The sequence below is a fragment of the Granulicella arctica genome, from assembly GCF_025685605.1.
Classification (GTDB): Bacteria; Acidobacteriota; Terriglobia; order Terriglobales; family Acidobacteriaceae; genus Edaphobacter; species Edaphobacter arcticus.
Window position 1 is genome coordinate 860,935 of record NZ_JAGTUT010000001.1, and the last position, 24,231, is coordinate 885,165.

Annotated in this window: 20 protein-coding genes, 1 tRNA gene and 1 pseudogene; 3 read left to right on the forward strand and 19 right to left on the reverse strand. The window is 56.9% G+C overall.

The window, feature by feature from the left end:
* Positions 1-3: 3 nt before the first annotated feature.
* From OHL20_RS03495 to OHL20_RS03505, 3 genes are all read right to left on the reverse strand, one after another.
* The gene (locus OHL20_RS03495; RefSeq protein ID WP_263381829.1) at positions 4-597 is read right to left on the reverse strand and encodes an RNA polymerase sigma factor; all 594 of its coding nucleotides are present in this window, start codon (positions 595-597) and stop codon (positions 4-6) included.
* 79 nt (positions 598-676) lie between these two features.
* A complete protein-coding gene (dinB, locus tag OHL20_RS03500) occupies positions 677-1,786 on the reverse strand; it encodes a DNA polymerase IV (RefSeq protein WP_263381830.1) in 1,110 nt (369 codons plus the stop codon).
* Positions 1,787-1,956: 170 nt separating this feature from the next.
* Positions 1,957-2,505: a DUF2911 domain-containing protein gene (locus OHL20_RS03505; RefSeq protein ID WP_263381831.1), complete on the reverse strand. Its 549-nt coding sequence runs from the start codon at positions 2,503-2,505 to the stop codon at positions 1,957-1,959.
* Between the two features lie 55 nt (positions 2,506-2,560).
* On the opposite strand from OHL20_RS03505, the gene OHL20_RS03510 reads away from it, so the two are divergent.
* Positions 2,561-2,637 (forward strand) — tRNA-Arg (locus tag OHL20_RS03510).
* A 101-nt stretch (positions 2,638-2,738) separates the two neighbouring features.
* Here OHL20_RS03510 and OHL20_RS03515 read toward each other — a convergent pair.
* The 4 genes from OHL20_RS03515 to OHL20_RS03530 all read right to left on the reverse strand — a co-directional run bounded on the left by OHL20_RS03515 (position 2,739) and on the right by OHL20_RS03530 (position 10,321).
* Complete coding sequence (locus tag OHL20_RS03515) at positions 2,739-6,110, reverse strand: TonB-dependent receptor (RefSeq protein ID WP_263381832.1); 3,372 nt, start codon at positions 6,108-6,110, stop codon at positions 2,739-2,741.
* A gap of 339 nt (positions 6,111-6,449) precedes the next feature.
* Positions 6,450-6,845, reverse strand: a complete 396-nt coding sequence (locus OHL20_RS03520) for a DUF2237 family protein (protein WP_263381833.1) — start codon at positions 6,843-6,845, stop codon at positions 6,450-6,452.
* Positions 6,846-6,980: 135 nt separating this feature from the next.
* Positions 6,981-8,618, reverse strand: coding sequence for an ABC-F family ATP-binding cassette domain-containing protein (locus OHL20_RS03525; RefSeq protein ID WP_263381834.1), 1,638 nt, complete (start codon positions 8,616-8,618; stop codon positions 6,981-6,983).
* A gap of 191 nt (positions 8,619-8,809) precedes the next feature.
* Entirely contained in the window at positions 8,810-10,321 is a 1,512-nt protein-coding gene (locus tag OHL20_RS03530) for a DEAD/DEAH box helicase (RefSeq protein WP_263381835.1), read from the reverse strand.
* 445 nt (positions 10,322-10,766) lie between these two features.
* Between OHL20_RS03530 and OHL20_RS03535 the strand changes: the two genes are divergently transcribed.
* Entirely contained in the window at positions 10,767-11,825 is a 1,059-nt protein-coding gene (locus OHL20_RS03535; protein WP_263381836.1) for a carboxypeptidase-like regulatory domain-containing protein, read from the forward strand.
* A gap of 428 nt (positions 11,826-12,253) precedes the next feature.
* Here OHL20_RS03535 and msrA read toward each other — a convergent pair whose 3' ends face one another.
* The 7 genes and pseudogenes from msrA to OHL20_RS03565 all read right to left on the reverse strand — a co-directional run bounded on the left by msrA (position 12,254) and on the right by OHL20_RS03565 (position 18,886).
* Positions 12,254-12,730, reverse strand: a complete 477-nt coding sequence (gene msrA / locus OHL20_RS03540; protein WP_263381837.1) for a peptide-methionine (S)-S-oxide reductase MsrA — start codon at positions 12,728-12,730, stop codon at positions 12,254-12,256.
* A gap of 181 nt (positions 12,731-12,911) precedes the next feature.
* A complete protein-coding gene (locus tag OHL20_RS03545) occupies positions 12,912-13,853 on the reverse strand; it encodes a pseudouridine synthase (RefSeq protein ID WP_263381838.1) in 942 nt (313 codons plus the stop codon).
* Between the two features lie 112 nt (positions 13,854-13,965).
* Positions 13,966-14,154: a hypothetical protein gene (locus OHL20_RS03550; protein ID WP_263381839.1), complete on the reverse strand. Its 189-nt coding sequence runs from the start codon at positions 14,152-14,154 to the stop codon at positions 13,966-13,968.
* Positions 14,151-15,209, reverse strand: coding sequence for an SMC-Scp complex subunit ScpB (gene scpB / locus OHL20_RS03555; protein WP_263381840.1), 1,059 nt, complete (start codon positions 15,207-15,209; stop codon positions 14,151-14,153). The genes OHL20_RS03550 and scpB overlap by 4 nt, the downstream gene beginning before the upstream one ends.
* Positions 15,210-15,324: 115 nt before the next feature.
* Positions 15,325-16,374: a sensor domain-containing diguanylate cyclase gene (locus OHL20_RS03560; protein ID WP_263384941.1), complete on the reverse strand. Its 1,050-nt coding sequence runs from the start codon at positions 16,372-16,374 to the stop codon at positions 15,325-15,327.
* A 236-nt stretch (positions 16,375-16,610) separates the two neighbouring features.
* Positions 16,611-17,069: pseudogene (locus tag OHL20_RS25135) on the reverse strand (CHASE3 domain-containing protein); the annotation flags it as partial.
* Between the two features lie 212 nt (positions 17,070-17,281).
* On the reverse strand, positions 17,282-18,886 hold the full coding sequence (locus OHL20_RS03565; protein WP_263381841.1) for an inorganic phosphate transporter: 1,605 nt from the start codon (positions 18,884-18,886) through the stop codon (positions 17,282-17,284).
* A 134-nt stretch (positions 18,887-19,020) separates the two neighbouring features.
* Here OHL20_RS03565 and OHL20_RS03570 point away from each other — a divergent pair, with 134 nt between their 5' ends.
* Positions 19,021-19,560, forward strand: a complete 540-nt coding sequence (locus tag OHL20_RS03570) for an O-acetyl-ADP-ribose deacetylase (RefSeq protein ID WP_263381842.1) — start codon at positions 19,021-19,023, stop codon at positions 19,558-19,560.
* On the opposite strand, the gene OHL20_RS03575 is transcribed toward OHL20_RS03570, so the two are convergent.
* From OHL20_RS03575 to OHL20_RS03595, 5 genes are read right to left on the reverse strand one after another with little or no spacing between them, the layout of a single operon-like run.
* Positions 19,523-20,500, reverse strand: coding sequence for a segregation and condensation protein A (locus OHL20_RS03575; protein WP_263381843.1), 978 nt, complete (start codon positions 20,498-20,500; stop codon positions 19,523-19,525). The genes OHL20_RS03570 and OHL20_RS03575 overlap by 38 nt on opposite strands.
* On the reverse strand, positions 20,500-21,681 hold the full coding sequence (gene trpS / locus OHL20_RS03580) for a tryptophan--tRNA ligase (RefSeq protein WP_263381844.1): 1,182 nt from the start codon (positions 21,679-21,681) through the stop codon (positions 20,500-20,502). The genes OHL20_RS03575 and trpS overlap by 1 nt, the downstream gene beginning before the upstream one ends.
* Positions 21,682-21,714: 33 nt before the next feature.
* The gene (locus tag OHL20_RS03585; protein WP_263381845.1) at positions 21,715-22,413 is read right to left on the reverse strand and encodes a site-2 protease family protein; all 699 of its coding nucleotides are present in this window, start codon (positions 22,411-22,413) and stop codon (positions 21,715-21,717) included.
* Positions 22,414-22,438: 25 nt separating this feature from the next.
* Positions 22,439-23,410 (reverse strand): electron transfer flavoprotein subunit alpha/FixB family protein, encoded by a 972-nt coding sequence (locus tag OHL20_RS03590; RefSeq protein ID WP_263381846.1) that lies wholly within the window; start codon positions 23,408-23,410, stop codon positions 22,439-22,441.
* Complete coding sequence (locus OHL20_RS03595) at positions 23,407-24,171, reverse strand: electron transfer flavoprotein subunit beta/FixA family protein (protein ID WP_263384942.1); 765 nt, start codon at positions 24,169-24,171, stop codon at positions 23,407-23,409. The genes OHL20_RS03590 and OHL20_RS03595 overlap by 4 nt, the downstream gene beginning before the upstream one ends.
* Between the last annotated feature and the right edge of the window lie 60 nt (positions 24,172-24,231).

Sequence of the window (24,231 nt, forward strand, 5' to 3'; positions counted from 1 at the left end):
TCCTTATTCACTTACAAAATCACGATTGAGTTGCTGCAGGCGTCGCCTCAAATGCAACACGGCGTAACGCTTACGTGAGAGAAGCGTGTTCACACTCACACCGCTCTCCTCCGAAAGTTCCTTGAAGCTTCGGCCAAGCAACTCGTGTGCAATAAACACCTCACGCTGTTCACTCGGCAGTTCCTCGAGAGCCTCATCGAGCGCTTCGAAGATCAGGTTGCGCGCGTAGATAGCATCCGGCCCACCATCCTCCGAGGGCAGCAGATCCAGAAGAGTGTCAGAGTCCGGACCGCCAGAGAGTGAAGCATCGAGTGAATCCGAACTCTGCCGGCGGAAGAGATCAGTAATCCGATTCCGTGCGACGCGAAACAACCAGGCTGTCACCTGCTCGACTGGCTTCAGCAGCCGATAGCTCTGGATCAATTCATAGAAAACATCCTGAAGCACATCCTCGGCGTCCCCCGCGTCAAAGACCCGTTTGCCGATGAAGCTCCGGAGCCGCGGTTCATCGCGCTTCAGTGCCTCAGCAATAAAATGGTCCTGCTCGGCGATCGTCCAATCCTGGCTCAACATCGGCTCCCGTGCGTCGCCCGGCAACGATCTCTGCAGGGCTTCTACAAGTGTTAACGGGTGAACTCGAAAAATATTGTAAAGAAGTTTTAAAACATACAGACCGCTACAACTCTCCAAAGATGGACGATGGTGATTCAGTAGTCTCACGGAAGTTACTTAGCCCCACACCCACAAGACGGAATCGCTGCATCGCCGCAACATTAACACGCTCTCGCAGCAAAAGAGCGATTGCAGCAAGCTCTTCCCAAGTCTCTGGCGGAACAAGCGGTGTGAGACTGCGCGTCAGCGTCTTGAACTCACTCGTCTTCAACTTCAGCACAACTGTCTTCGCCACACGCATGTCCCTGCGCGAAGCCGCCCATACCTTCTCTGCAAGCCGCAGAATGACCTCATCCATCTCAGTAAGCGGAATGTCCCGCTCGAACGTATCCTCAGCTGATATCGATTTAGCGGTTCTATCGGGAACCACGGGATGATGATCCACACCGCGTGCAAGCTCGTACAGCCTTCTTCCATACCGTCCGAAATGCTCTTCAAGAGCGGCTTGATCGCGAACCAGCAAATCCCCTACCGTCGCAATCCCAATTGTCTTCAGCCGAGCCTCTGTGACCTTCCCTACCCCCGGTATCCGGCCCACCAGCAACGGTGCAAGAAACACCTCGATCTCCTGCGGCTGAATCACAAACAATCCATCCGGTTTCCGCCAGTCAGAAGCAATCTTCGCAAGGAACTTGTTCGGCGCCACCCCTGCGGACGCGGTCAAGTGAAGTTCCTCACGTATCTGTTCCCGAATCGTTTTGGCGACCCGCGTCGCCGTAGGCAGCCCCGTCTTGTTCTCCGTCACATCCAGGTAAGCCTCATCAAGCGATAGCGGCTCAACAAGGTCAGTATGCCGCAGAAATATCTCCCGAACCGCGCGGGAGACAGCCTTGTAGCGCGTAAAGTCCGGCGGAACGAAAACGGCCTCGGGGCACAGCCGTTCCGCTGTGATTGCAGGCATTGCCGATCGCACCCCAAACTTGCGCGCCTCGTACGAAGCCGCGCAGACCACCGACCGATTGCCCCGCCATGCCACCACGACCGGCCGTCCCCGCAATCCGGGATTATCCCGCTGCTCGACCGACGCATAGAACGCATCCATGTCGACGTGGACGATCTTCCGCATCGCCACGCTCTCTGTCGATCCAGTCCCTATCTCAGTCTCAGAGAGCATTGCATCCTCGATCGGCCCAGATAGCAGCCATACTCGATACCGGAGAGCACACACCCATCATAAGCGAAGAAATAGCGAAGTCCGATGCAAAAGCACACAGCATCACGAAAACTCAAATTCCAGTCTGAGTTCCAGTTGGCGCGAGGAGCACCCGCTCCTCGCGCCGACCTTTACTGTGCCGTCACCTTCACAAACTCGTCCGTCTTCTCCCACTTAATGTGCAGCTCCGTCGAAGCACCAGAAGTGTTCTCAAAGCTAAGCGACATCACCTCCTGAGGGGAGCTAAGCGCCTTGCCCGTCAGCGGCGTTCGTCCAAGATCCTGCCCCTCGCTGTACTCCGTACCCCACTGGCCGGTCTGCTTGTTCACGATCAACAGCCACTTGTCCGCGTTCGGCAAGGAGTAGATGGTGTAAGTCCCCGCCGGAACATCAAGCGTACCGATCTTCAGGTTTGTAGAAGTCTTTAAAGTAGTCGCTGGATTGGCACCCGTCCGCCAAACCTGTCCGTACGGCACCAGGCCGCCGACGATCTTGCGCCCGCGCATATGAGGAGTGTTGTAATCGATCGTAACGGACTTGCCATTTAACATCACGGAAGCCTTCGCAGGAGGGCTCGGCATTGGCTTGGCGGGGTCGGCTTTCATCTCACCCATCTGGGCGACACACGCGGTGGTCACAAGGAGACTACAGGCAAAGGAGGCGAACGAGCGGAGGAGCATAAGCGATCTCTCTTTCAATATCGAATCAGGTGTGGTCATGCTACGCTTAACTTACGCGCCTGTAGCTCAGCTGGATAGAGCGGCAGCCTCCGAAGCTGTAGGTCGCAGGTTCGACTCCTGCCGGGCGCACCACATCTCCTTCAACTAGGACCGACACCCTCACCAAATAATTCCCCTCCTCAAAAGCAAACGGCTCCGGATAACCGGAGCCGTTTGCAGGTTAGCAGTGCTGATTAGAAGAACAGCTTTGCCGAGACCTGCAGTTGACGTGGTCCATACAGGGTATTGTTCGTGCCCGAAGCAGCGTCGAACGCCGCGGTTCCCGTGCCGGTAAAGGGGGTGATGCATCCCTGTACAGGAGATCCCGCTGGAGCGGCAGCCGTCGTCTTGCAGGTGGTGGACGTCGCAGTCGCAGGGACATACGTGGAGTAAGTCGAATTCACGCTTGTGATGATGCGATGGTTGGCAAGGTTGAATGCCTCTCCAATGAACTGAAGTTTAATGCTGTCGTGGATCGGGATATCGCGCGAGACACGAAAATCCAGATTGTTGAACCCGGGGCCAACGATGCTGTTACGTCCGATCTGGGGAGGCCGACCGGTCGTTGCGGCGCCAGATCCGGAACTGATCGCACCGCCATAGATACCGCCTGCCGAACCGTAGCTGCTTGCGCTGCCGTTATACACGGTGCCGCTCATGCCGGCGACGATCGGCTGACCCGCAGAAGCGGTCTCCGTACCCGAGAAGACGAACCCATCAATGATGTTCTTCGCCCACTTATTGTCATGGAAAAGCTGCGGCTGATAGACCAGGCTCAGCACGAAGCGATTGCGAACATCGATGTCCGAAAGACCATTCTCCGCCCGTACATTGTTCGGATCGAGAACGGTGTTACCACCGTAGAACGTTCCGAACGCTCCCTGTACCTGGTCGGTGTCCGTTGCCCGCGCCCAAGTGTAGTTACCAAGAACTTCCAGCCCGTTGGCAAAGGGACGCCGTACCGTCACAGCAAGCGAGTTGTACCAGGCATTAGCCACACTGAAGCCGGTGTTATAGGACTGGAGTCGTGAGTCACGGCGATCCGAAAGAATATAGACCGGAACCGTGATCTGCTTGACGAGATTGTTCGATGCATCAAGCACGTTGTAGCTGCGCGAACCATGCGGTGTCTGCCCAATCAGGTTGGCATCGAGAAACACCGGGAGCCGCAGCGACCGCGAACCAACATATCCTACGCCCAGCGAAATCTTGCCGGGAAGCGCCTGCTCCATCCCGAACTCCGCCTCATGGGAGAGCGGCGGAACGAAGTTGGGATCGAGCCCATGGAAGCTCTGCGTGCCAAGCTTGCCTGCACCGGCAACCGCAGGTGCCGTACCGCCGCTCGGAAAGAGTGCGCTCGAGAGCGGGGGGCCGGTAGGCGAGAAGGGAACATTGGGGTAGAGCAGGCCGGCGGCCGCTGCTGTCGTAGCCGTGCAGATATTGGTGCAGCCCTGGTAGTTGTAGTTCACCTGCACAACGCCATTCTCAACCCGCATTGCATAGTACGTGCTGCCTTGGTTCAGGCCGGAGTAGAGACCGTAGCCACCACGAAAGACCGTCCCTGGGTGGGGCGAGTAGCTGAAGCCGATGCGGGGTTGTACGCGATTTGTAACGTTCTTGATCGTGCTGCTATAGGTCGTCGATAGCGGGGCGAAGTTCGTGTTGTTCTGGATCGGAGGCGGTGTCAATTGGATGTCGTAACGAACGCCGATGTTCACCGTCAAGTTTTGACGAACCTTCCAGCTGTCCTCTGCGAACCCGTCGAAGATCTTGAACCAGAAGTCATCAAGCCCGGCCTTGTTCCCCGTGTTGATCTGGTCAACCGTCTGGACGAAGGTGTTGTAGTGGGCGCCCGCAAACGGATCGGTATCGCCTGGCTGGCCACGGAACGAGTCGGCAATCCAACCTTGAAAGCTGGACGTGTTCGTACCGCTGCTGTATCCGTAAACGCCGCCACCCTGGAAGAGATTAATCATCACTTCATGGATGATGTTGGCGTCCCCACCGAACTTGAAGGAGTGATGGCCATGCACAGTTGAAAACACATCGGTGATCTGCGTCCGATGCTCGTCTGGCTCTGCAATACGAGGCAGCGCGTTCGGCATACCGTACGTAACGGCTCCCATGGCAACGCTCGGTCCGGAAGCATTCGCACCGGCAGTCTCGAGATCGCGACCATACTGGAAGTGAACCTGGTTGACCGAACGGCCAGAGACCTGCGTCGTCAGACCCGCAACAAGAAAACGCTCATGGTAGCTCGTAGGACCGTTGGTGCTTGGCGAACTGTTACTGAATGTTGGTGCCGGAGCATATCCGTAGGTGCTATCGAAGTTCGCAAAGTTGTAGTTCACAAAAACGTCGTTCTTGCTGTTGATGTGATAATCCAACCGCGGAAAGAAGATATTTTCCTTGCTGAAGCGAGATGGCGGAGCCGAAGTAAGTCCCGCAGTCGTCAACAGAAAATTGATGCCGCTCTGACACTGTGCCGCAGTGATCGTCGTCGGGCATTGGGTCGGCGTAATGATATTGGTGTTCGCCGTCGGACCTGAAGGCGTCAGCGAAATAGTATTCGTATCGGTGTAAAGCGCGCGACCCACACGACGGAAGCCGTCATAGGTAAAGAAATAGAAGAGACGATCCTTGATGATCGGACCACCGACGCTGCCACCGAACTGCTGCTGCTGATGGATCGGCTGGGTCAGCAGGAACGGGTTACCATTCGCGTGAAGCGCCTGGTACTTGCTCACTGGATCAAGCGCATTCAGTGTCGGGTAGCGCAGATAGTAGAAGAGGTCTCCGTGAATCGCGTTCGTACCAGACTTGGTGATCGCATTCACCTGCCCACCAACCGCTTGTCCGAACTCTACGGAGTAGTTCGAGGTCTCAGCCTGAAACTCCTTGATCGAATCGAGCGAATACACGTACGGTGCGCCTGACGAACGACCGCGAGCCTCGGAGAACAGCATCTGGTTGTTGTTCGCACCGTCCACATAGTTCTGGTTGTACAAACCGCTGATGCCATGGAAGCTGACCAGGCCCGTGCCGCCATCCTGAACAACGTTCGGCGTTAGCAGAACGAAGTCGCTCCAGTTGCGCCCATTCACCGGCAGATTCGAGATGAGTGTCTGGTCGACGGTCTGTGAAACCTCCGTCTTATCCGTGTCGATCAAAGGCGACTGGCTTGTCACCACAACCTCAGTCGTAACGGACGCAGCAGGGAGCACTGCATCGACGCTCAGAAACTGTCCGACGGTGAGAACTAGATTCTTGCGGTCCACCTTACCGAAGGTCCCGCCACCCAGCGTGACCTCATAGTGACCCGGCTGAAGAAAGCTCGCCGTGTAGGAACCGTCCGAGTTCGTCGTAATGGACCGTGACACACCGGTGTCGGTATCCAGCACGAGTACTGGCGCATTCGGAACGGCAGCGCCGCTCGCATCTGTCACGTTGCCCGTGATGTTGCCGACACCGGAGGTCTGCGCGTGCAGTGTTAGGCCCGTGGAGAGAACAAAGGCAGAAGCAACGGTCAAAGAGAGCAGGTGTTTCGAAATACTGGACAAGGTCATAAAAGGCGAAGCTCCTGGGATACAAACACCGAGACACAAAACTTGCGAAGTGAACGAGGCCTGACCGGGATTGAAGATGGAACTGCGTGCCAAAAGGGTCACGCGTTCAGGTCCGGCCAGAACATAAATTTTGTTATTCCTCTACGCTCTTTCACTTCAGGAGCGATGTCAAGCAGAGATTCGTCCGCCATTCCTATGTTTTTGTTGCATCTCGCTCAGAAGCTACAGCTTCCAATAGAAATGTACGTCTTCTCGTAAGACACAAAGAAAAATGCAGGAAATCCGCACATTTCCTCGTCTCCACAATGAAGATTAAGGAATGGAAAAAAACTCAGAATTCTAGTGCAGTTGGTCGGGAATAACAGCGTATTGGATCAGCAGTTCGAAGGGAACAATCTTCAAAGTAGCCTCATGCGTCGCTTCCAGCACGATCGGACACGCCGCTCCGGCCTGCTGTACCTGCAGCCACCGTGCCGCACACACGCACCACCGGTCACCCGGCTTCAACCCTGCAAAGTAAGAACGCGGCGTAGACAGATCATTGCCTAAAGCCTTCGAAGCGGCAAGAAATGGCTCATCCACAATGCAGCAAACGGTGTGAACACCCAGATCGTCGGGGCCCGTCTCGCAGCAACCCGTCCGATAATACCCAGTCATCGGCTCGCAACCGCAGGTTGCAAGTGGTTGACCAAGAACGTTCTTACCCTGTGCTTTTTGTGGTTCCGCTTTCGCCATAATTTTCTATCCTGCCGCTCACCATAATACAGACGCATGGTGTCATCTGGCAGCCGCCACCCTGCACCCATCAACGAAAAAGCGCCCCATGCCACTCGTTCAACGAGCGGCACAAGGCGCCTCAACAAATCATGACTACTTCGCGGACATAGCCATCTGCTGTTGATACTCCTCATACGGTCCCTTGTGGTCCGTAATGTGGAAGTCAGTCGGCCCACCCTCGAAGTGCCAGATGCGCGTCCCAGCCTCCTCGATCAAGTCCTGGTCATGCGTCACGAGAAACACCGTTCCCTCATACTTCTGGATCGCTTGGTTCAGCGCATTGATGCTCTCAAGATCCAGGTGGTTCGTAGGTTCATCGAGCACCAGCACGTTCGGCTTCTGCAGCATGATCTTGCAGAATAGCAACCGTGCAGCCTCTCCTCCAGAAAGTGAATCGGTCTTCTTCAAACCCTCTTCACCCTTGAAGAGCATCTGCCCAAGAATGCCGCGAATATCTTCCTTAGTCGCCGAAGGATCGAACTGGTGCAGCCAGTCGCTCGCCGTCATCCCAAGCTGGATCGAGCCCTTATGGTCCTGCGCGAAGTACCCAATCGACACCTCGTGGCCCCACTTGACCGTGCCCGAGTCGATCGAAACATCCTTCTCCTCGATCCCCGGTCCATTCGCCAGCAGAGCCTTCAGCAGCGTCGTCTTTCCCTGGCCGTTGCGCCCCATCAGGATGACCTTATCGCCCCGATTGACCGCAGCCGAGAAGCTCTTGATCACGTGCTCGAGCTTGCCGTCCTTCTGCTCATACGTCTTGTTCACCTGCTCAAACTCAACCACCGTCTTGCCCGAAGGACGCTCCATCTTGAAGCTGATAAACGGGCGCGCAATGTTCGACCGCGCAAGCTCCGAAGTCGCCAGCCGCTCGACCTCCTTCTTACGTGAGTTCACCTGGCTCGAACGTGTACCCGCCGAGAACCGCGCGATGAAGTCGTTCAACTGCGCAATCTTCTTCTCACGCTGCTCGTTCTGGCTCTCAATGCGCGTACGGACGCTAGTCTTCTGGAACACCATGTCGTCATACCCGCCGTTGTACGTGATGATCGTCTCGTAATCGATATCCGCGATATGCGTGCAGACGTTATTCAAAAAGTGGCGATCATGCGAGATCGTGATAACCGTCCCGTTATAGCGAACCAGGAAGTCCTGCAGCCAGTGGATTGACTCAAGGTCAAGCGAGTTCGTAGGCTCATCCAGCAGCAGTCCCTGCGGATTACCGAACAGCGCCTGCGCCAGCAGCACGCGAACCTTCTGGCCGCCCTGCAACTCCGCCATCTTGCGCTCGTGCAGTTCATCCGGAATATCAAGCCCCTGCAGCAGCACCGCCGCGTTTGACTCGGCCTCGTAGCCATCCTCGTCGCCGACGACGCCCTCAAGCTCGCCCAATCGGCTGCCGTCCTCGTCCGTCATCTCAGGCTTGTTGTAGATGATTTCGCGCTCTTCCATCGCAGCCCAGAGAGCCTTATTGCCCATAATGACCGTATCGATCACGCGATACGCGTCGAACGCATACTGGTCCTGCGACAGCACGCCGATCTTCTTCGGACGCACCACAGTTCCCTTCTGCGGATCGATCTCGCCAGTCAAACACTTCATAAACGTAGATTTACCGGCACCATTCGGCCCGGTCAGGCCATAGCGGCGACCCGTTGTAAACGTAACCGAAACATCCTCGAACAGGAGCTTCGAGCCATAGCGCATCGTGACATTAGAGACAGAGATCATGGGATTTTTCCTAGTTTATAGGGCTGGATGTTGCGGCGCGATGAATGGCGCGGCGTTCCTGGTGATGCGTCAACGGGTATTTCGAATGCGGAAACACTTATTGGATGCTGTACAGATAGATCAGGTCCATAAAACCATTCACTCCGCCCGGCGGCTGGTTGGCGCGCTGGGCGGAGCAAGTAAGTATCGAGTTACTGACCGCGACGGGCTGGGCCCGAGCGGCTGCTACCGGGACGATTGCTGCTGGCGCGCCCATTCGAACCCGGACGTCCGCCGGAGTTTCGTCCGCCGGCAAATCCGCCGCCACCACCATTGCCGCTACGATTGCGGAAGCCACCGGCTCCTGCACCCGCGGAACGGAACGGCGCATTCGGAGTCATCGGAGAGACCGGCTCATTGCCCTTCCAGGACCGCGTCTCAAGCGACGTAAGATCGTTGCTCTGGCTGAGATCGAGAGGCTTGTTGCGCTCTTCCTTCTCAAGGTTCTTATCGGCTTCGCGCCATTCAAACTTGATCTTCAATTCACGCTCGAGCTTCCGTGCATCGCCGCGCTCCTGCGGCATCACGAACGTCGTCGCTACACCCTTCTTGCCGGCGCGGCCCGTACGGCCAATCCGGTGGACAAAGTCGTCCGAAGCATTCGGCAGATCGTAGTTCACCACGTGAGCAATATCATTCACATCGATACCGCGAGCCGCCACATCCGTCGCCACGAGGACGCGGTGCTTGCCGTTGGCGAAGCCCTTCAGAGCCGCCGTCCGCTGCGACTGCGAGCGATCGCCATGGATCACATCCGCATCATGGCCAAGCTTCTCAAGCTTCTTCGCGACGCGGTCTGCGCCATGCTTGGTGCGCGAGAAGACGAGGAACGTACCCTCTTCAGTGCGAAGCATCTGGTCGAGCAAGCCAAGCTTCTGGTCCTGCATCACCGTGTAGACGCGAAGCTCAACACGATCCGAAGGCTTCGACGTCGTACCAATCTCCACCCGAACCGGGTTGCTGACGTAGTCGCGAACGATCTCGCGAATGTTCGCGTCGAGCGTAGCCGAGTAGCACATCGTCTGGCGTGTCTTCGGGATAGCGCCCACAATGCGGCGAATCGCCGGAAGGAAGCCCATATCGAGCATCCGATCCACCTCGTCCAGAACGAACATCTCCACGCTGGAAAGGTTCACCGAACGGCGGCGGAGGAAGTCTTCGAGACGGCCAGGCGTCGCCACAACAAGGCGAGGACCGCGCTCAAGCTGGTCAAGCTGCGTGTTCTCAGAGAGACCGCCGCACACCAGAACCGCATCGCCACGCGAGCCGGGGACAAGCTTGCCGTACGCTTCAAGAACCTGCATCGCAAGCTCACGCGTTGGCAGCAGGATTAGCGAACGGATCGGGCCGCGCTTGCCGCGCGTGCTCGGAACCGAAGTCGCATCCATGCGCTCGATCATCGGGATCAAAAAGCTGAGCGTCTTGCCGGTGCCGGTTGAGGCGGTAGCAAGAATGTCCGAACCCTCAAGCGCCGGCGGAATCGCCTTTGCCTGTACCGGGGTCGGCAGCACAAATCCTGCAGCCGCAAGGCGGCTTTTTAAGGAATCAGAGATCTTGAAGTCATTGAACTGAACATCTTTGACGAGGGTCATGCCCGTGGGTGTTTCCATTACATTGTCGAGCTGTGCTACAGGCTGCTGCGGTTCGAGAGTTGCAGTGGTCAAGGTTTTTCCTTAGATATCGTGAAAAGTGCTGCCGTCCATAAGAACGTAGGGGCGCAGGGATGCCGAGGCACCATGGATTTGTTGAGTCAGCATTGCTGGTGTAAAACCGAAGCGCTGCTGCTGCACGGCGAAATCTGTCCGATGACAGACCTCCAGCCAGAGCAACCAGCGCGACTTCTAAATATTGAAGGTATGCGACGGTTAAGGCGAATCGCAGTCTCTGGCCAGACTCAAAATCCATTCCAAGTCTTTGCCTGCGATGCCCGTGTCAGTGTTACCTGAGCACAACAAAATAATAGCATAGGTGACAAGTAAAAAGAAATAGTTTCACAACGTCTTCATCAAAACCGGGTTCACCTCGATAGGGACACCAGCCTCAGGACGAAGTGTGCACGCTGACATTTGATCATCCCCAGAGTCGAAGAAGCTACACCCGGACGGTGCTATGTATTTGATGTACGGACGACTCCCGCCTGGTTCTCTTCGACTCGCGGTCGTTCTCCTCTTCCTCTCGACGCCCTTCATCGCCCCAGGCCAGTCGCCCTCATCCGCCCTGCAGGCAGAACGATCCTCGCTTGAAACCAGGGCAGGCGTCGTCAGCGGAACCGTCACAGATCTTGATGGCGCCGTTATCGAAGGCGCTCACATCACACTTTCCATCACCTCCGCACCCGTCCTGAAAACCGTCTCCGCAGCCGACGGGAGCTTTAGCTTCGACGCCATCGCCTCGGGAGAGTTCAAGCTCACCATCGCCTCCGAAGGCTTCGCCACCAAACTCATCACAGGCACCCTCCAGCCCGACAAGCCCTACGAAGTTCCACTCATCGAACTGACCGCCGCCACCAACGTCGACGTGGAAGTCACCCTCTCCCAACACGACCTCGCCATCGTCGAGGTCAAAGCCGAGGAGCAACAACGCCTCGCCGGCTTCCTCCCCAACTTCTTCGTCACCTACGACTGGCATGCCGCCCCACTTAGCTCGAAGCAGAAGTTCGAACTGGCTTGGCGCACCACCCTCGATCCGGCAACCCTCATCGTCAACGGAGCAGTTGCTGGAGTCCAGCAGGCCCAAAACGACTTCAGCGGCTATGGTCAGGGGGCCCAGGGATACGGCAAACGCTACGGCGCAGCCTTCGCCGACACCGTCACCGGCAACTTTCTAGGCGGCGCAATCCTACCTTCCCTCCTCCACCAGGATCCCCGCTACTTCTACCTTGGCCGCGGCAGCATCCCAAAACGCGCCGGATACGCCCTCGCCGCCGCTGTCATCTGCCGCGGCGACAACGGCAAGTGGCAGCCAAACTACTCCAGCATCCTCGGCGATCTGGCCGCCGGAGGAATCTCCAATCTCTACTACCCAGCCGCCGACCGTAACGGAGCCAGCCTCACCATCGAAAATGGCGTCCTCGGCATAGTCGGCGACGCCGTAGGGAACGTGATCCAGGAATTCGTCTTCCGCAAGATCACCCCCCACCTCCCCAGAAGCAACTCAAACACCCCCTGAACCTCAAGCGCACAGTCACTGCAGGAACGCTTCATGAAGTCACCTCTGATGAGGTCTTGCCTCGTTAAGTGCATGGGCTTTAGCCGCTGAGGTACATCTCTGGTCCGCAACCTGATCAGAGGTTCCTCGAAGTAGACACCAGTCAAACCACCCTCGGGAACTTGACAAATCTCAGCCCGGGCCACCACCACCACTCGCAACCGCGTGCCTGCACCACTGATCCAAGTCCAGACCTAAGCCACTTATTATGAAGACTTTGGACCTCTGGAGAAAAAATAAAACTTCACCTCTGCCTTGTACGCACGGGCCAAAAGCAAAGTGGACCGCAAGGGAATAGACACCCTCGCGATCCACATTGACATTCTTACTGATTTTATATCCTAAGTCTATGCATCAAAACGACTTAGTGCACCCTAAGGCTGAAGAATCTAGATATGGCAGCTCACCATACCGCGCTTCTCCAGATACCGCTGGTGATATTCCTCAGCCTTCCAGAAGATCGTTGCCGGAACGACCTGCGTAGCAATCGGCTTCCGGAAGCTACCCGCTGCATTCAGCTCCATGATCTTTGCCTTAGCCTTAGCCACCTGCTCCTCGGAGTGGGCAAAGATCACGCTGCGATACTGCGTCCCAAAGTCAGGGCCCTGCCGGTTCAATTGCGTCGGATCATGCAGCGAGAAGAACGCATCCAGCAGCGTGTCATACGAGAGTCGCGATGGGTCAAACGTCACATCCACAACCTCCGCGTGACCGGTGCGGTCCGTACACACTTCCTTGTACGTAGGGTGCTCCATGTTGCCGCCTTCATAACCAGCGGCGGTATCGAGCACGCCCGTCAATTCGTTGAATCGGGCCTCAACGCCCCAGAAACAACCTGCTCCAAATGTTGCCTTTTCAATTGCCACGGTGAAAACTCCTTTACACCTCATTGGATGCTCGCCGATATGGTTTGTCATCGACGAGTCTATGAATTGCCAGAGGTATTCTGGGCGCACGTTCACACCATCGTCAAGCCTTCCCAGAACCTAAATTTGAGGGCAGTAAACGTTAGCAAAGCATCGCGAAAAAAGTTGATTCTTCACCTGCTCAAGCGCGTCGGGGGGCTTTCCCACCGGTCGGCTGACGACGCGGCTTTCCAGAGCGTGTCTTCTTCACAGGTGCCTTCAACTGGGCAAACTCGGGCAGCTTTGCCTTGGGAACGACCTTCTTACCCTTCGCGGCTCGGTCAAGAGCCATCACCTCGCCCAAGGTCAGTTCGCGGAACTCACCCGGCGGCACATCAAGTCGAAGCGCTCCGTAGCCAATGCGCCGGATCTTCTCAACGTGATGGCCGATCTCTTCAAACATCTTGCGAAGTTGGCGATTCCGGCCCTCCGTCAACGTCAGTTGGTACCAGGGATTGTCGCCACCACGCACCAGCTCCACCTGCGCTGGAGCCGTAATAACCCTGTCCCGTCGCCCCGACCGAATCTCATCCAGGCGGCCGCGATCAATCATGATCCCGCGCCGAATCTGGTCCACACTCTCAGGCGTAGGCTGCCCGCTCACCTTCACCAGGTAGGTCTTCTCGACACCAGCCGCAGCCTTCGAAAGCGCATTTGCCAGCGCGCCATCATTGGTCATCAGCAACAAGCCTTCACTCAGGTAATCGAGCCGGCCCACAGGGTAAAGCCGAACGTTGTCACCATGCGGCCCGGACTTCTGCTTCGCCATCAGCTGCATCACCGTCGGACGCTTCTCAGGATCGTCCAGAGTCGTCACATAGCCGCGCGGCTTGTTGAGCATGTAATACCGCTGCTGCTCCGGCCCCGCAAGCAGTTTGCCGTCTACGCGGATGTGGTCACGCGAAGCATCATGCCGCGTACCGAGTGTATTCACGACGGTGCCGTTCACCTTCACACGGCCTTCAAGGATGATCTCCTCAGCCTTGCGGCGGCTTGCAATGCCAGCCTGCGCAAGGATCTTCTGGAGGCGGTCGCCTTTTGGTTCAGCGTCTTGAGGGGTGGGAGAGGTATGCTTCGTGGTCATATTCCTGGCTTTCCGACTGCGGAGTTGCTCATCGCGGTCATACAACATGCGGCAGCCAAACGGCTACCGGAGATTTAACTCCATTGTAGCCGCCTGGCTGCGCTTTCCAGACTTAAACCTTGTTCGTGTCGATTGCCGGCGTGCGCTGCAGCCCTTCCGGCGCAGGCTTCAACGGTTGATCAGGAGCGTATTCGTTGTCACCCTCGGGCGTCGCTACCGTGTCTGGCTGCTCATCCTGCGGAGAGTCCGGGGTATCGCGTGGAGTGCTCTCAGGGTCGAGCGGCGTATGCTGATCGGTCATCGGCTCTCCTCTTCGGCTTCATCCGACTGCTGCTCAGCCTCACGTGCCGAAGGATCATCCGCCTCGTCGTAACTAGGCGGAAGTCCGGCCAGTCGTCCGTCGACCGGAACAGTATCGACATCCGTGCTGTCGCCATCCGCCTGAGGCTCGGTAGCCTCGCGCTCCTCCTCGAGGTTCCCGCCCGTAATGCTCTCTGTGCTGGATCGTGGCATATCCGCCATGGGTATCTCCTCCTGGACTGGCTCGACGTCAGCAAGCTCGCCAGCCATCTTTTCAAACTCTTCGATGCTTGGAAGCTCGTTGATGTCCTTCAATCCGAAGCGCAGCAGGAAGTCCCTTGTAGTCTTGTAAAGAATCGGACGCCCAATCACCTGTTTCCGACCCGCAGTCGTAATCAGCTTGCGCGCCATCAGCGACCCGAGCACACCGCCCGAGTCCACCCCGCGAATCTCTGAGATCTCCGGTGACGTCACTGGCTGCTTGTACGCGACCACCGCCAACGTCTCGAGCGCCTGCAGAGTCAGCTTCAACGGAGGCTTCAGCGACTTCACAAAGCCGCGCACCGCATCGTGATACTCCGGCTTGGTAGCCAGCCTGTACCCACCGGCCACCTCGCGAATTTCAAGCCCGCGATCCCCATGCGCGTAGTCACTGATCAACTGGTCGAGCAGACTCCGGAAGTAGTCGCGCAGTCGAATCGCCCGCGCCTTCTCTTCACGCACCGCCTTTTTCTCCTCAGCCTTTTCGTAAGAAAGTCCGGCGCCGGCTTCATGCTCTCCGGCAGTGGCGACAGCCAGCTCGGCTTCAGAAGAAGAAGGCTCCGCCGCCGCTTCGTCAACCTCCTCGGCTGCTGACAGCACCTCGCTATTCAGCTCATCTGCATCGGCAGGTGTGTCGATCTCTTCGGGATCGTCTAGCAACAACCTGCGCTGGGCCGAATCATGATGGTCCAGTTCAGCCTGGGCCTCATGTCCCAGCAGACCGGCTAGTTGAACGAGGGTTACTGGCTCTTCAGAGGCGTAAATAACGGCTTCGATCTTTGCTTTCAGGCTCAAGGCTTTACTTTCAGAATCGTAGTGTCGACGGCGTTCCCCTAAGCATAGCAACGTCCTCCATGACCCACACCCGCCGCACCCCGAAATCAGATACCGGGCAGCCGTGGCGGGTGCCCTACGCCTCTGCTAAGCTCGCCTCTGAAAGCTCCTTGCTCAACTGCACTCGATTGCGTCCGAGCGCCTTCGCCTGATAAAGTGCCTGGTCTGCCTCACGGATCAGGTCTTCACCACGTGCAGCCGTTTCAGGGTACATGCTCAAACCGATCGAGATGCTGATTTTGCGGAGCGGATCGCCGCGAAAGTGCATCTGGATACCGCTCACCTTTTTACGGAATAGTTCAGCGCGCTCCAACGCAACCTCTTTGGCGATCTCCGGCAGGATAATCACGAACTCCTCGCCTCCAAATCGACAAACAATATCCTCGGCTCGGGCCGAATTTCTGAGACACTCTGCAGCTTCACGCAGCACAGCGTCTCCCGCCTCGTGACCGAACGTATCATTGAACATTTTAAAATGGTCAACATCAACGATCATTAGCGCGAGACTCGTCTTCTGTCGTGCCGCGCGATGCAGCTCACGTTCGAGAGCGCTTTCCATAAAACGCCGATTGAAGAGATTCGTAAGCCCATCGCGAATTGATTGATTCTCGAGCTTCGCCTTCAAATTAAGGCTCGCAATCGACATGGATGCGAGTTCCACCATCTCGTTCAACAGGGACACCTTCTGTTCAGCCTGCGCGGCCATTTCGGGGGACGGGCATTCCGCATACACAAACCCAAGTGTCTCGCCATGCGCTGCAAGCGGCATACACAAGTAGCTCTCCGGCGCTTCGCCTTGGAAATGCGTGCAGTTCACCTCGGAAAGACCAGGATTTCTCCACCGTACTCGTCCCGCCCTCAAGCCACAACAGGCGTCCAGCTCAAAGCCATCGGACAGCTTCTCGGGACAATTCCAGGTCTCCGCAATCTCGACCATCCGCCGTGAATTATTGATGGTCAGCGTCGCTCCTCGCGTTCCCGGAAGCAGCGCTTCAAAGTGACGCACAATCGACTGATGAGCCTGCCGAAGCGAGACGCACAACTGTAGTTCGTCTCGCGCATTGACCAGCAATGCAGCCTCTCGCGAACTCTTCGCCTGCTCCTCAATCGTCGCGGCCAGCTCCATGTTTGCCAATGAAAGGATCGTCTCGTATCCCTTCGCTGAACTGCATCGCGCAGCAGAAACCCGAAGAGGACGCAGATAACAAGGATCGAAAACACAAGATATCCGATGCCTGAAAAGAGACTCTGCGACAGACTCACGTGCGACTCTGCGGTGCGTTGCCGCTCCAACTGCCTCTCCTCCTCCAACATCACACTCACGATACCCTGGCACGCACGCTGTGCCTGCTCAGGCATCTTTCGCATTGCCGCCGCAGTATCGATGGACCGAGAGAGCACCTCGATCGCCTGTTCCTGCTCTTCCACATGATGAGCCTGTGAGGGGTTGTCCTTAACGAGTTCTCTGAGCCGAAGTAGCCCAACCTCCAACGCTGCTACTGCGGTGTGAGCAGACCTCAGATAGCTCTCATCACCGGTTACTTTATAGAGTTGCAGGTTGTTGTCAATCCGCTCAAGGCGCGTATTCTGCGACTGTAGCGCCGCGAGAACGGTCTCCGTGTGATCAATCCAATCGCGCGCGTCGATCAGATGCTGCGTCTTGTAATAGACAACAGCCGCGCCGGCACATATTGAGCTGATCGCTCCTAAAGCTGAGAGAAGCAGAACCACGATGACTTTGCTGACGCTCAGCAAAGCACTACCTCGGGGCACAGCTTGCGTTCTCATGGAGGGTGGCCAAAGTGCTGAAGCGTCTTGCATGGATCACCCCGGCTACAAATGTTCAAATGAAACTATTATGTTACTAAGGTAATATAATTTCATTCTTAAGTGCTACAAAAGTTAAAGCCGGTGTAGATACGGTCTGCAAAACGGAGAAATGGCGCAGCTATACCCCAAATAAGCTATGCAGTCAGCCTTAAAAGCCGAAAAGCCGCCCGAGAGGGCAGCCTTGGGTCATACAGTTGAGATGCCTACTTAGCGATCATGTTGAATAGCCAGAATAGGCAGCCAGAGAGCAGCGCCGCTACTGGTAGCGTGAACACCCACGCCAGAGCGATGTCCCTTAGCGTCGACATCTGCAACCCGCTTCGATTTGCCGCCATCGTTCCGGCGACACCTGAGGAGAGCACGTGCGTCGTACTCACCGGCAATCCATAGCCATCGGCAGCGAGGATCGTTACCATCGCGACCAGCTCCGCCGAGGCGCCCTGCGCATACGTAAGGTGCGTCTTGCCGATCTTCTCGCCGACCGTCACTACGATGCGCTTCCAACCAACCATCGTTCCAAGGCCGAGCGCCAGCGCAACCGCCACCTTCACCCAGGTTGGAATGAACTTGGTCGATTTATCCAGGAAGCCCTTGTAGTTCGAAATGATCTTGATGTCGCCATCGTTCATCTTCGGCCCAAGCTTTGGCATCAGGCGAAGCGTCTCGCTCGTCAGATACATCTGGTTTCGCACGTTCGACTGCATGTTTGCTGGCACGTTGCTCAGCGCACCGTATGAGGTCGCCTCGTTGCGGATGTCCGTGACCTCCTGCTGGAGGGCAAGCATCACGCCAGGCTCGTACTTTTTCGTGCTGATGAAGTGCTCAAGCTCGGGCGTCACATCCTGCAGCGTCGCACCCGGCTCCACATAGTTTCCTAGCGCTCCGGCAACCTGTGTCGAGACAGCAGCAAATGTCTGCACCTGCGAAGCGTTTACCGTGTGATTCAGTGCATAGGCCGTCGGTACCGTACCGACGAGGATCAGCATGATCAGGCCCATACCCTTCTGCCCATCATTCGAACCGTGCGCAAAACTTACACCTGTGCAGGTCAGCACTAGCAGCGCGCGAATGTAGAACGGTGGCGGTGCGGTTCCCTCGGGAGCCTTATACAGACGAGGATCCTTAGCTACAAGCTTGAACAGCAGGAACACCAATGCCGCTAGTACAAAGCCCACAACCGGCGAGATCAGTAGCGCCTTGAACACCTTTGTGACCTGCTCCCAGTCCACCCCAGCCGTGCCGGAGTTACCCTGCATCAGTTGGTTTGCGATACCCACGCCGAGGATTGAACCGATCATCGTGTGTGAACTGGAGGCCGGAAGACCGCGCCACCACGTAGCGAGATTCCAGAGAATCGCCGCAACAAGCAGCGCAAACACCATCGAGAAGCCCGACCCCTTGCTGACCTTCAGGATCAACTCCACCGGAAGCAACGAAATAATCGAGAATGCCACCGCTCCCGAACTCGTCAGTACACCGATAAAGTTCCACAGACCGGACCAGACCACGGCAATATGCGGCTCAAGCGAATGCGTGTAGATCACCGTCGCAACTGCATTGGCAGTATCGTGGAAGCCGTTCACAAACTCGAAGCCAAGGGCAATGAACAGCGCCAAACCTAATAAAACAAACGGGAAGATCGAGGCGTTGTGAACAACCGCGAGATCCTTCGAAAGCTTCATGCCGATATACACCAGTCCGCCAAGGAGCATGATGCCGAAAACAATGCCGCCAATCTTTCCGGGAGAAGATTTTTTGAGTTTCTCGTCCAATAACGAGCCGGTAGGAGTCAAAACAGGAGTAGCCATAAATGAAATCGCCTAAGTATCGAGATGAGTGCGTGCCCCCAACTCTAGGGGAGAATTGCAAACGCAGTGTTACAGGACTGTGAAGTGTCGCCGCACTTTGCTCGAATCGCATCTGACGGTGACGGGGTCGAAAAATGGTTCAGCTTGAGCTTATTGAAGGAGATATTACGAAACTGGCGGTGGATGCCATCGTCAACGCCGCCAATCCTGAGTTGCAGGGTGGAGGCGGCGTGGATGGCGCCATTCATCGTGCGGCAGGTCCAGAGTTGCTCAAAGCCAGTCTGGCCCTGGGCGGATGCCCGACCGGTAGCGCAAAAGCTACACCAGGTTTTGCACTTCCAGCCACATGGGTCTTCCATGCTGTTGGGCCGGTATGGTTTGGTGGCAATCGCGGAGAGGACGCGGCTCTTGCCTCCTGCTACCGTCGCTGCCTTGAGCTAGCCACCGTCCACGATGTCAAGACGATCGCCTTCCCCGCCATCTCGACGGGTATCTACGGCTTTCCCCACGAGCGGGCAGCAGAGATCGCGGTCAGTTCGATTAGAGAATGGGCCGAAGAGTGCGGCGTTGAACGGGTCATCTTCTGCTGCTTCAACCGCCGGACCGCAACGATCTATCAAGACTTGCTTGCAACGCCTACTGCCAGTCGTCCCGAGCCTGCGACTGGTCGGTAAACACCTGCTCAAACGCATCCGTCTTCTTGATCAGAATGTCGCCCTGCATCACCGGCTGATGCAGCAGCACCGCCTGTAGCCGAACCAGTTCAAGCATCGCCAGGAACATGCAGATCAGTGCTCGCTCCGAGTGGGTGTTGTGCAGCAGACGGCGCAGCGAAACAGGCTTGTCTTCCATCACCAGCCGCCGCTTCACATAGTCGATCATCTGCGCCACCGTCACAGACTCCTCATCGACATTGAGGACCGGTCTCGCCCGCAGCCGAGCCAGGATGTCTTGAAACACGCGAACCAGATCAACCGTATCAGCAGCTATCTCGCGAGAGTCATCAAGCGCTGGGCCACCCTCCGCCGCCTCCTGCCGCCGGAAATTCTTCATCCCCGGATTCGTCCAGGTAGCTTCCTCGATCTGCTGCTTCTGCATCAGCATCTGCGCCGCGGATTTGAACCGCTCATGTTCCAGCAGTCGCTCCACCAACTCCCGACGCGGATCTTCCGGGTCAGAGTCCATTCCCGCCAGCAGCGGGTCGCGCGGCAGCAGCGTCTTGCTCTTGATGTGGATCAGCAGCGAAGCCATATAGATAAACTCGCCCGCCGCATCCACATCCGTCTCTTTCAGGTGATGCGTATACTCCAGAAACTGCGCCGTGATGCGCCCAATTGGGATGTCGTAGATGTCGATATTCTGCTTCCGAATCAAGTCGAGCAGAAGATCAAACGGCCCGTCGTAGACCTGCCCAACCGTCACCGAAAAAGGAGATTGCGAAGCCTCTTCCTTAGCCGCAGTAGGCCGCTTCGCCTCAGGCAAAGGCGGCTGGATCGGCCGTGGCTCCAAAGCAAATGGAACCTCTTGCGTCTCCACCGGCGCTGACTGCTCCTCCAAATTGTTGGAGGGGGCCTGCTGCGACAATTCGTCCGATTTGATATCTTCGTCAGCCATTAGTCGAGACCCACTGCACTGCGAACCTGTTCCATCGTTAACGCCGCACGCGCATTCGCTCGCTGGGCGCCGTCATGCAAGATCGCTGCGACCTCATCAGGATTCGCCTCATAGTGCCGACGACGCTCTCGAATCGGTGCAAGCAGGCGAACTACGTTATTCGCAAGCCATCCTTTGCATTCAATACAGCCGATCCCCGCAGTCGTACATCCCAGACGAGCATCGTCCTGCGTTTGCTGTGGTGAGAACACCTTGTGCAGATCAAAGACCGGGCACACATCTGGATTGCCCGGATCAGTGCGATGGATGCGCGCCGGATCAGTCACCATCGTCTTCAACTTCGAGCGCACTTCAGCCTCAGTATCAGAAAGCAGAACCGTGTTCTTGTAACTCTTCGACATCTTGCGCCCGTCCGTTCCCGGCAGCTTTGGCGAAGGCGTCAGCAGCACCTGCGGCTCTGGTAAAACCTCACTTCTCGTGAAGCCTGAGAGCTTCTTCGTCTGCTCAGCAGCTTGGTAGAGCTCATGCGGAGAGAAACTCGCCTGATTGGGATCACCGCTGATCTTCCGCGCCTTCTCATGAATCGCGCGAAGCTCCCACGGCGCAGCATTCGGCGAAAGGATGAATTCGCCGGGATAGAACTGGTTGAAACGCCGAGCCACCTCGCGCGTCAACTCAACATGGGCAGCCTGATCCTGCCCGACCGGGACATACTCCGGTTGATACAGCAGGATGTCCGCCGATTGCAGTAGCGGATACCCCAGAAATCCGAACGTCGCAAGATCCTTCTCACGAAGCTGTTCCTGCTGATCCTTATAGCTGGGAACGCGTTCCAGCCAACTCAACGGAGTCAGCATGCCGAGCAGATCATTCAGTTCAAAATGGGCAGGCACCTTACTCTGAACGAAGATCGTACAGAGGCTGGGATCAAGACCGCCCGCAAGAAAATCTAACGCAACCTCACGCACATTTGCCCGCAGATTCGAAGTATCCGCATAGTCGGTCGTCAGCGCGTGATAGTCCGCAATAAAGAAGTAGCACTCGTATTTATGCTGCAACTGCACCCAGTTGTAGAGCGCACCCATATAGTTGCCAAGGTGCAGCTTACCCGTGGGACGCATCCCGCTCAGCACGCGGGCGCGCGGTGTACTCGTCAGCTTGTCAGAGGTTTCATCGATCATTTCATTCAAGCAACCATGATACCGGAGCACACCCTACAGCACGGCTAGCAGGCCATTGAAGAACGCAAGCAGGGGGCTGAAAAAATACAGCACAATCTGGAAGCCCAAAAACATGAACCCAATCATCAGGTACAGGCCATAGCTGTCGAACGCCTTGGCCGCGTTGTAAGGCAGAAAGTGCCGCAGGATCTTACCCCCATCAAGCGCCGGCAGCGGCAGCAGGTTGAACACAAACAGCAGCAGATTCGTCAAAATCCCGAAGTAGAGAAACAGCACCACCGGAAAGAAGCTCGGCAGGTTATCCGTAGGAATCTCCGCCCGAAATCGTGCAAGATACTCCGCAACACGAAGCGACTCAGCCGCCGCCGGGACCGTGTGTTTGATCACCAGAAGCACCACAAGGCACACCGCAGCCGCACCGAAATGCGCCACAGGACCTGCCGCATACACCAGCATCTCATCCCGCCCAGGCCTGCGAAAGTTATTCGGCGTAACCGGAATCGGCTTACCCCACCCAAGCACCAGTGGGCTGCGAAAGATGTACAGCAGCGGCCAGATCAGCGTTCCGAGCACGTCGATGTGACGAAGCGGATTCAGCGTCATTCGCCCCAGCATCCGGGCCGTTGGATCACCCATACGCGAAGCGGCCCACGCCTGGGCGCAGTCATGCACTGAAATAGCAAGCACCATGACGACAAATTCGAAGATAGCAAGGACAACATTCAGCGACATAGGGCTCTCTCGATGGTAGCAGTCTCTATTCTTTCGCTGCGACGATGGCCTTCGTCAGTGCCGGCACAATCTCGAACAGATCACCCACCACGCCATAGTCCGCGACCTCGAAGATCGGCGCATTCTCATCCTTGTTGATCGCGATAATCGACTTCGAACCCTTCATTCCGACAAGGTGCTGAATCGCCCCCGAGATCCCGACCGCCAGATAGAGCTTTGGGGACACCGTCTGCCCGGAGCTTCCAACCTGCCGCTCCATCGGCAGCCAGCCCGCGTCGCAGATCGGCCGCGAAGCCGCCAGTTCCGCTCCCAACGCATCCGCAAGCTCCTGCACGATGCCAATATTGTCCTGTTCGCCGATCCCACGGCCCACCGAAACAATCACCGGAGCCGCACTCAAATCCACAGTCTGTGCCGACTCGCGGAAGCGCTCACCGGGTTTGTTGCGAATCTGCGCAGCCTCAAGCTGAACTGTCACCGCCTCGACCGGTGCCGTACCCGCCTCCACCGCATCTGCCCGAAACGTTCCAGCCTGGATCGACAGAAAGCAGGGTCCTGCACCCGTCTGTGTGTAATCCGCGTTGAGTTTGCCCTGCAGCAGTTGGCGCACAAACGTCTTGCCGTCATGCATGGCAATCACATCCGAGATCAGCACCTGCTTGAACCGCGTCGCCAGCGCCGGAGCGAAATCCCGCACTTGGTACGTGTGCGGAAACACAACGTAGTCAGGCGTAGTCTGCTTCACCAACTGCTCCAGCCCGACGACATACCCATCCGCCGTATACGCCGCGAGCAGTGCATGCTCCACGCTGTAAGCCTTCGCCAGTTTCTTGCCCGCAAGCTCCTCAGCAAGACCAGCAACTCCCTGCCCCAACACAGCAGCCGAACAATCCATCCCTAATGAAGCCGCAAGCTGCTGCCCCGCTGCCAAAGCCTCGAAGCTCATCCGATTCCACTGCCCGCCCGTCTGCTCAAAGACAACCAGAACTCCGCTCATAGCACCCTCACATCGAACTTCAGCTTCTCAACCAGCTTTGCCGCAATCTCAGCCGGAGACCCAGTCAGCATCTCGGTCTTCTTCTGCTTCTCCGGCAAATACACTCGCGTCAGCTCAACCGCCTGAGCCTCGCTCGCCGCCGCAGCCTCAACGGTCTTGGTCTCCTTCGTCTTGGCCTTCTTGATGCCCATCAACGTCGCATACCGCAGCTTGTTCCCACCCGACTGGATTGTTAGCAGTGCAGGCAGTGGCATCTCCACATGCTGGAACCAGCCATCCTCCAGCTCCCGCTTCACTGTCATCCCAGCGCCTGTAACCTCCACGTGCATGATGATCGTCGCGTGTGGAATACCCAACAGCTCTGCCAGCACCACGCCCGTCTGCCCAAGCCCAAGATCATCCGACTGCAGCCCCGTCAGAATCAGGTCCGGCGACTCCACCTTCACGGCATCCGCCAGCAACTGCGCCACGCCCAACGTATCCCGCGAACCAAGATCATCCGCCTCGATATGGATCGCCCGATCAGCACCCTTTGCCAGCGCCTCCCGCAGCGTGGTCAGCACCCGCTCCGGCCCGGCGCACAGCACCACCACCTCGCCACCGTTCTTCTCCTTCAACTGCAGAGCCTCTTCCAATGCATACGCATCCGGCTCATTGATCGTGTACGTCAGATCGTCTTCCTCGATCCATTTGCCATCCGCCGCAATATGGATCTGCGCATCGCGCTCCGGCACCTGCTTGATCGCCACGAGAATCTTCATTGCCAAGCCAACTCCATCCGCCTCAAAACTGAACACCCATTCAGTCCGCTAGCTTAGCGC

What these genes read in the sequence shown, in the direction of transcription:
- dinB (WP_263381830.1), bottom strand. Translation starts at nt 1,786, where the DNA reads ATGCTCTCTGAGACTGAGATAGGGACTGGATCGACAGAGAGCGTGGCG.
- OHL20_RS03505 (WP_263381831.1), bottom strand. Translation starts at nt 2,505, where the DNA reads ATGCTCCTCCGCTCGTTCGCCTCCTTTGCCTGTAGTCTCCTTGTGACC.
- OHL20_RS03515 (WP_263381832.1), bottom strand. Translation starts at nt 6,110, where the DNA reads ATGACCTTGTCCAGTATTTCGAAACACCTGCTCTCTTTGACCGTTGCT.
- OHL20_RS03520 (WP_263381833.1), bottom strand. Translation starts at nt 6,845, where the DNA reads ATGGCGAAAGCGGAACCACAAAAAGCACAGGGTAAGAACGTTCTTGGT.
- OHL20_RS03525 (WP_263381834.1), bottom strand. Translation starts at nt 8,618, where the DNA reads ATGATCTCTGTCTCTAATGTCACGATGCGCTATGGCTCGAAGCTCCTG.
- OHL20_RS03535 (WP_263381836.1), top strand. Translation starts at nt 10,767, where the DNA reads ATGTATTTGATGTACGGACGACTCCCGCCTGGTTCTCTTCGACTCGCG.
- OHL20_RS03545 (WP_263381838.1), bottom strand. Translation starts at nt 13,853, where the DNA reads ATGACCACGAAGCATACCTCTCCCACCCCTCAAGACGCTGAACCAAAA.
- OHL20_RS03550 (WP_263381839.1), bottom strand. Translation starts at nt 14,154, where the DNA reads ATGACCGATCAGCATACGCCGCTCGACCCTGAGAGCACTCCACGCGAT.
- OHL20_RS03560 (WP_263384941.1), bottom strand. Translation starts at nt 16,374, where the DNA reads ATGGAGCTGGCCGCGACGATTGAGGAGCAGGCGAAGAGTTCGCGAGAG.
- OHL20_RS03565 (WP_263381841.1), bottom strand. Translation starts at nt 18,886, where the DNA reads ATGGCTACTCCTGTTTTGACTCCTACCGGCTCGTTATTGGACGAGAAA.
- OHL20_RS03570 (WP_263381842.1), top strand. Translation starts at nt 19,021, where the DNA reads ATGGTTCAGCTTGAGCTTATTGAAGGAGATATTACGAAACTGGCGGTG.
- OHL20_RS03575 (WP_263381843.1), bottom strand. Translation starts at nt 20,500, where the DNA reads ATGGCTGACGAAGATATCAAATCGGACGAATTGTCGCAGCAGGCCCCC.
- trpS (WP_263381844.1), bottom strand. Translation starts at nt 21,681, where the DNA reads ATGATCGATGAAACCTCTGACAAGCTGACGAGTACACCGCGCGCCCGC.
- OHL20_RS03585 (WP_263381845.1), bottom strand. Translation starts at nt 22,413, where the DNA reads ATGTCGCTGAATGTTGTCCTTGCTATCTTCGAATTTGTCGTCATGGTG.
- OHL20_RS03590 (WP_263381846.1), bottom strand. Translation starts at nt 23,410, where the DNA reads ATGAGCGGAGTTCTGGTTGTCTTTGAGCAGACGGGCGGGCAGTGGAAT.
- OHL20_RS03595 (WP_263384942.1), bottom strand. Translation starts at nt 24,171, where the DNA reads ATGAAGATTCTCGTGGCGATCAAGCAGGTGCCGGAGCGCGATGCGCAG.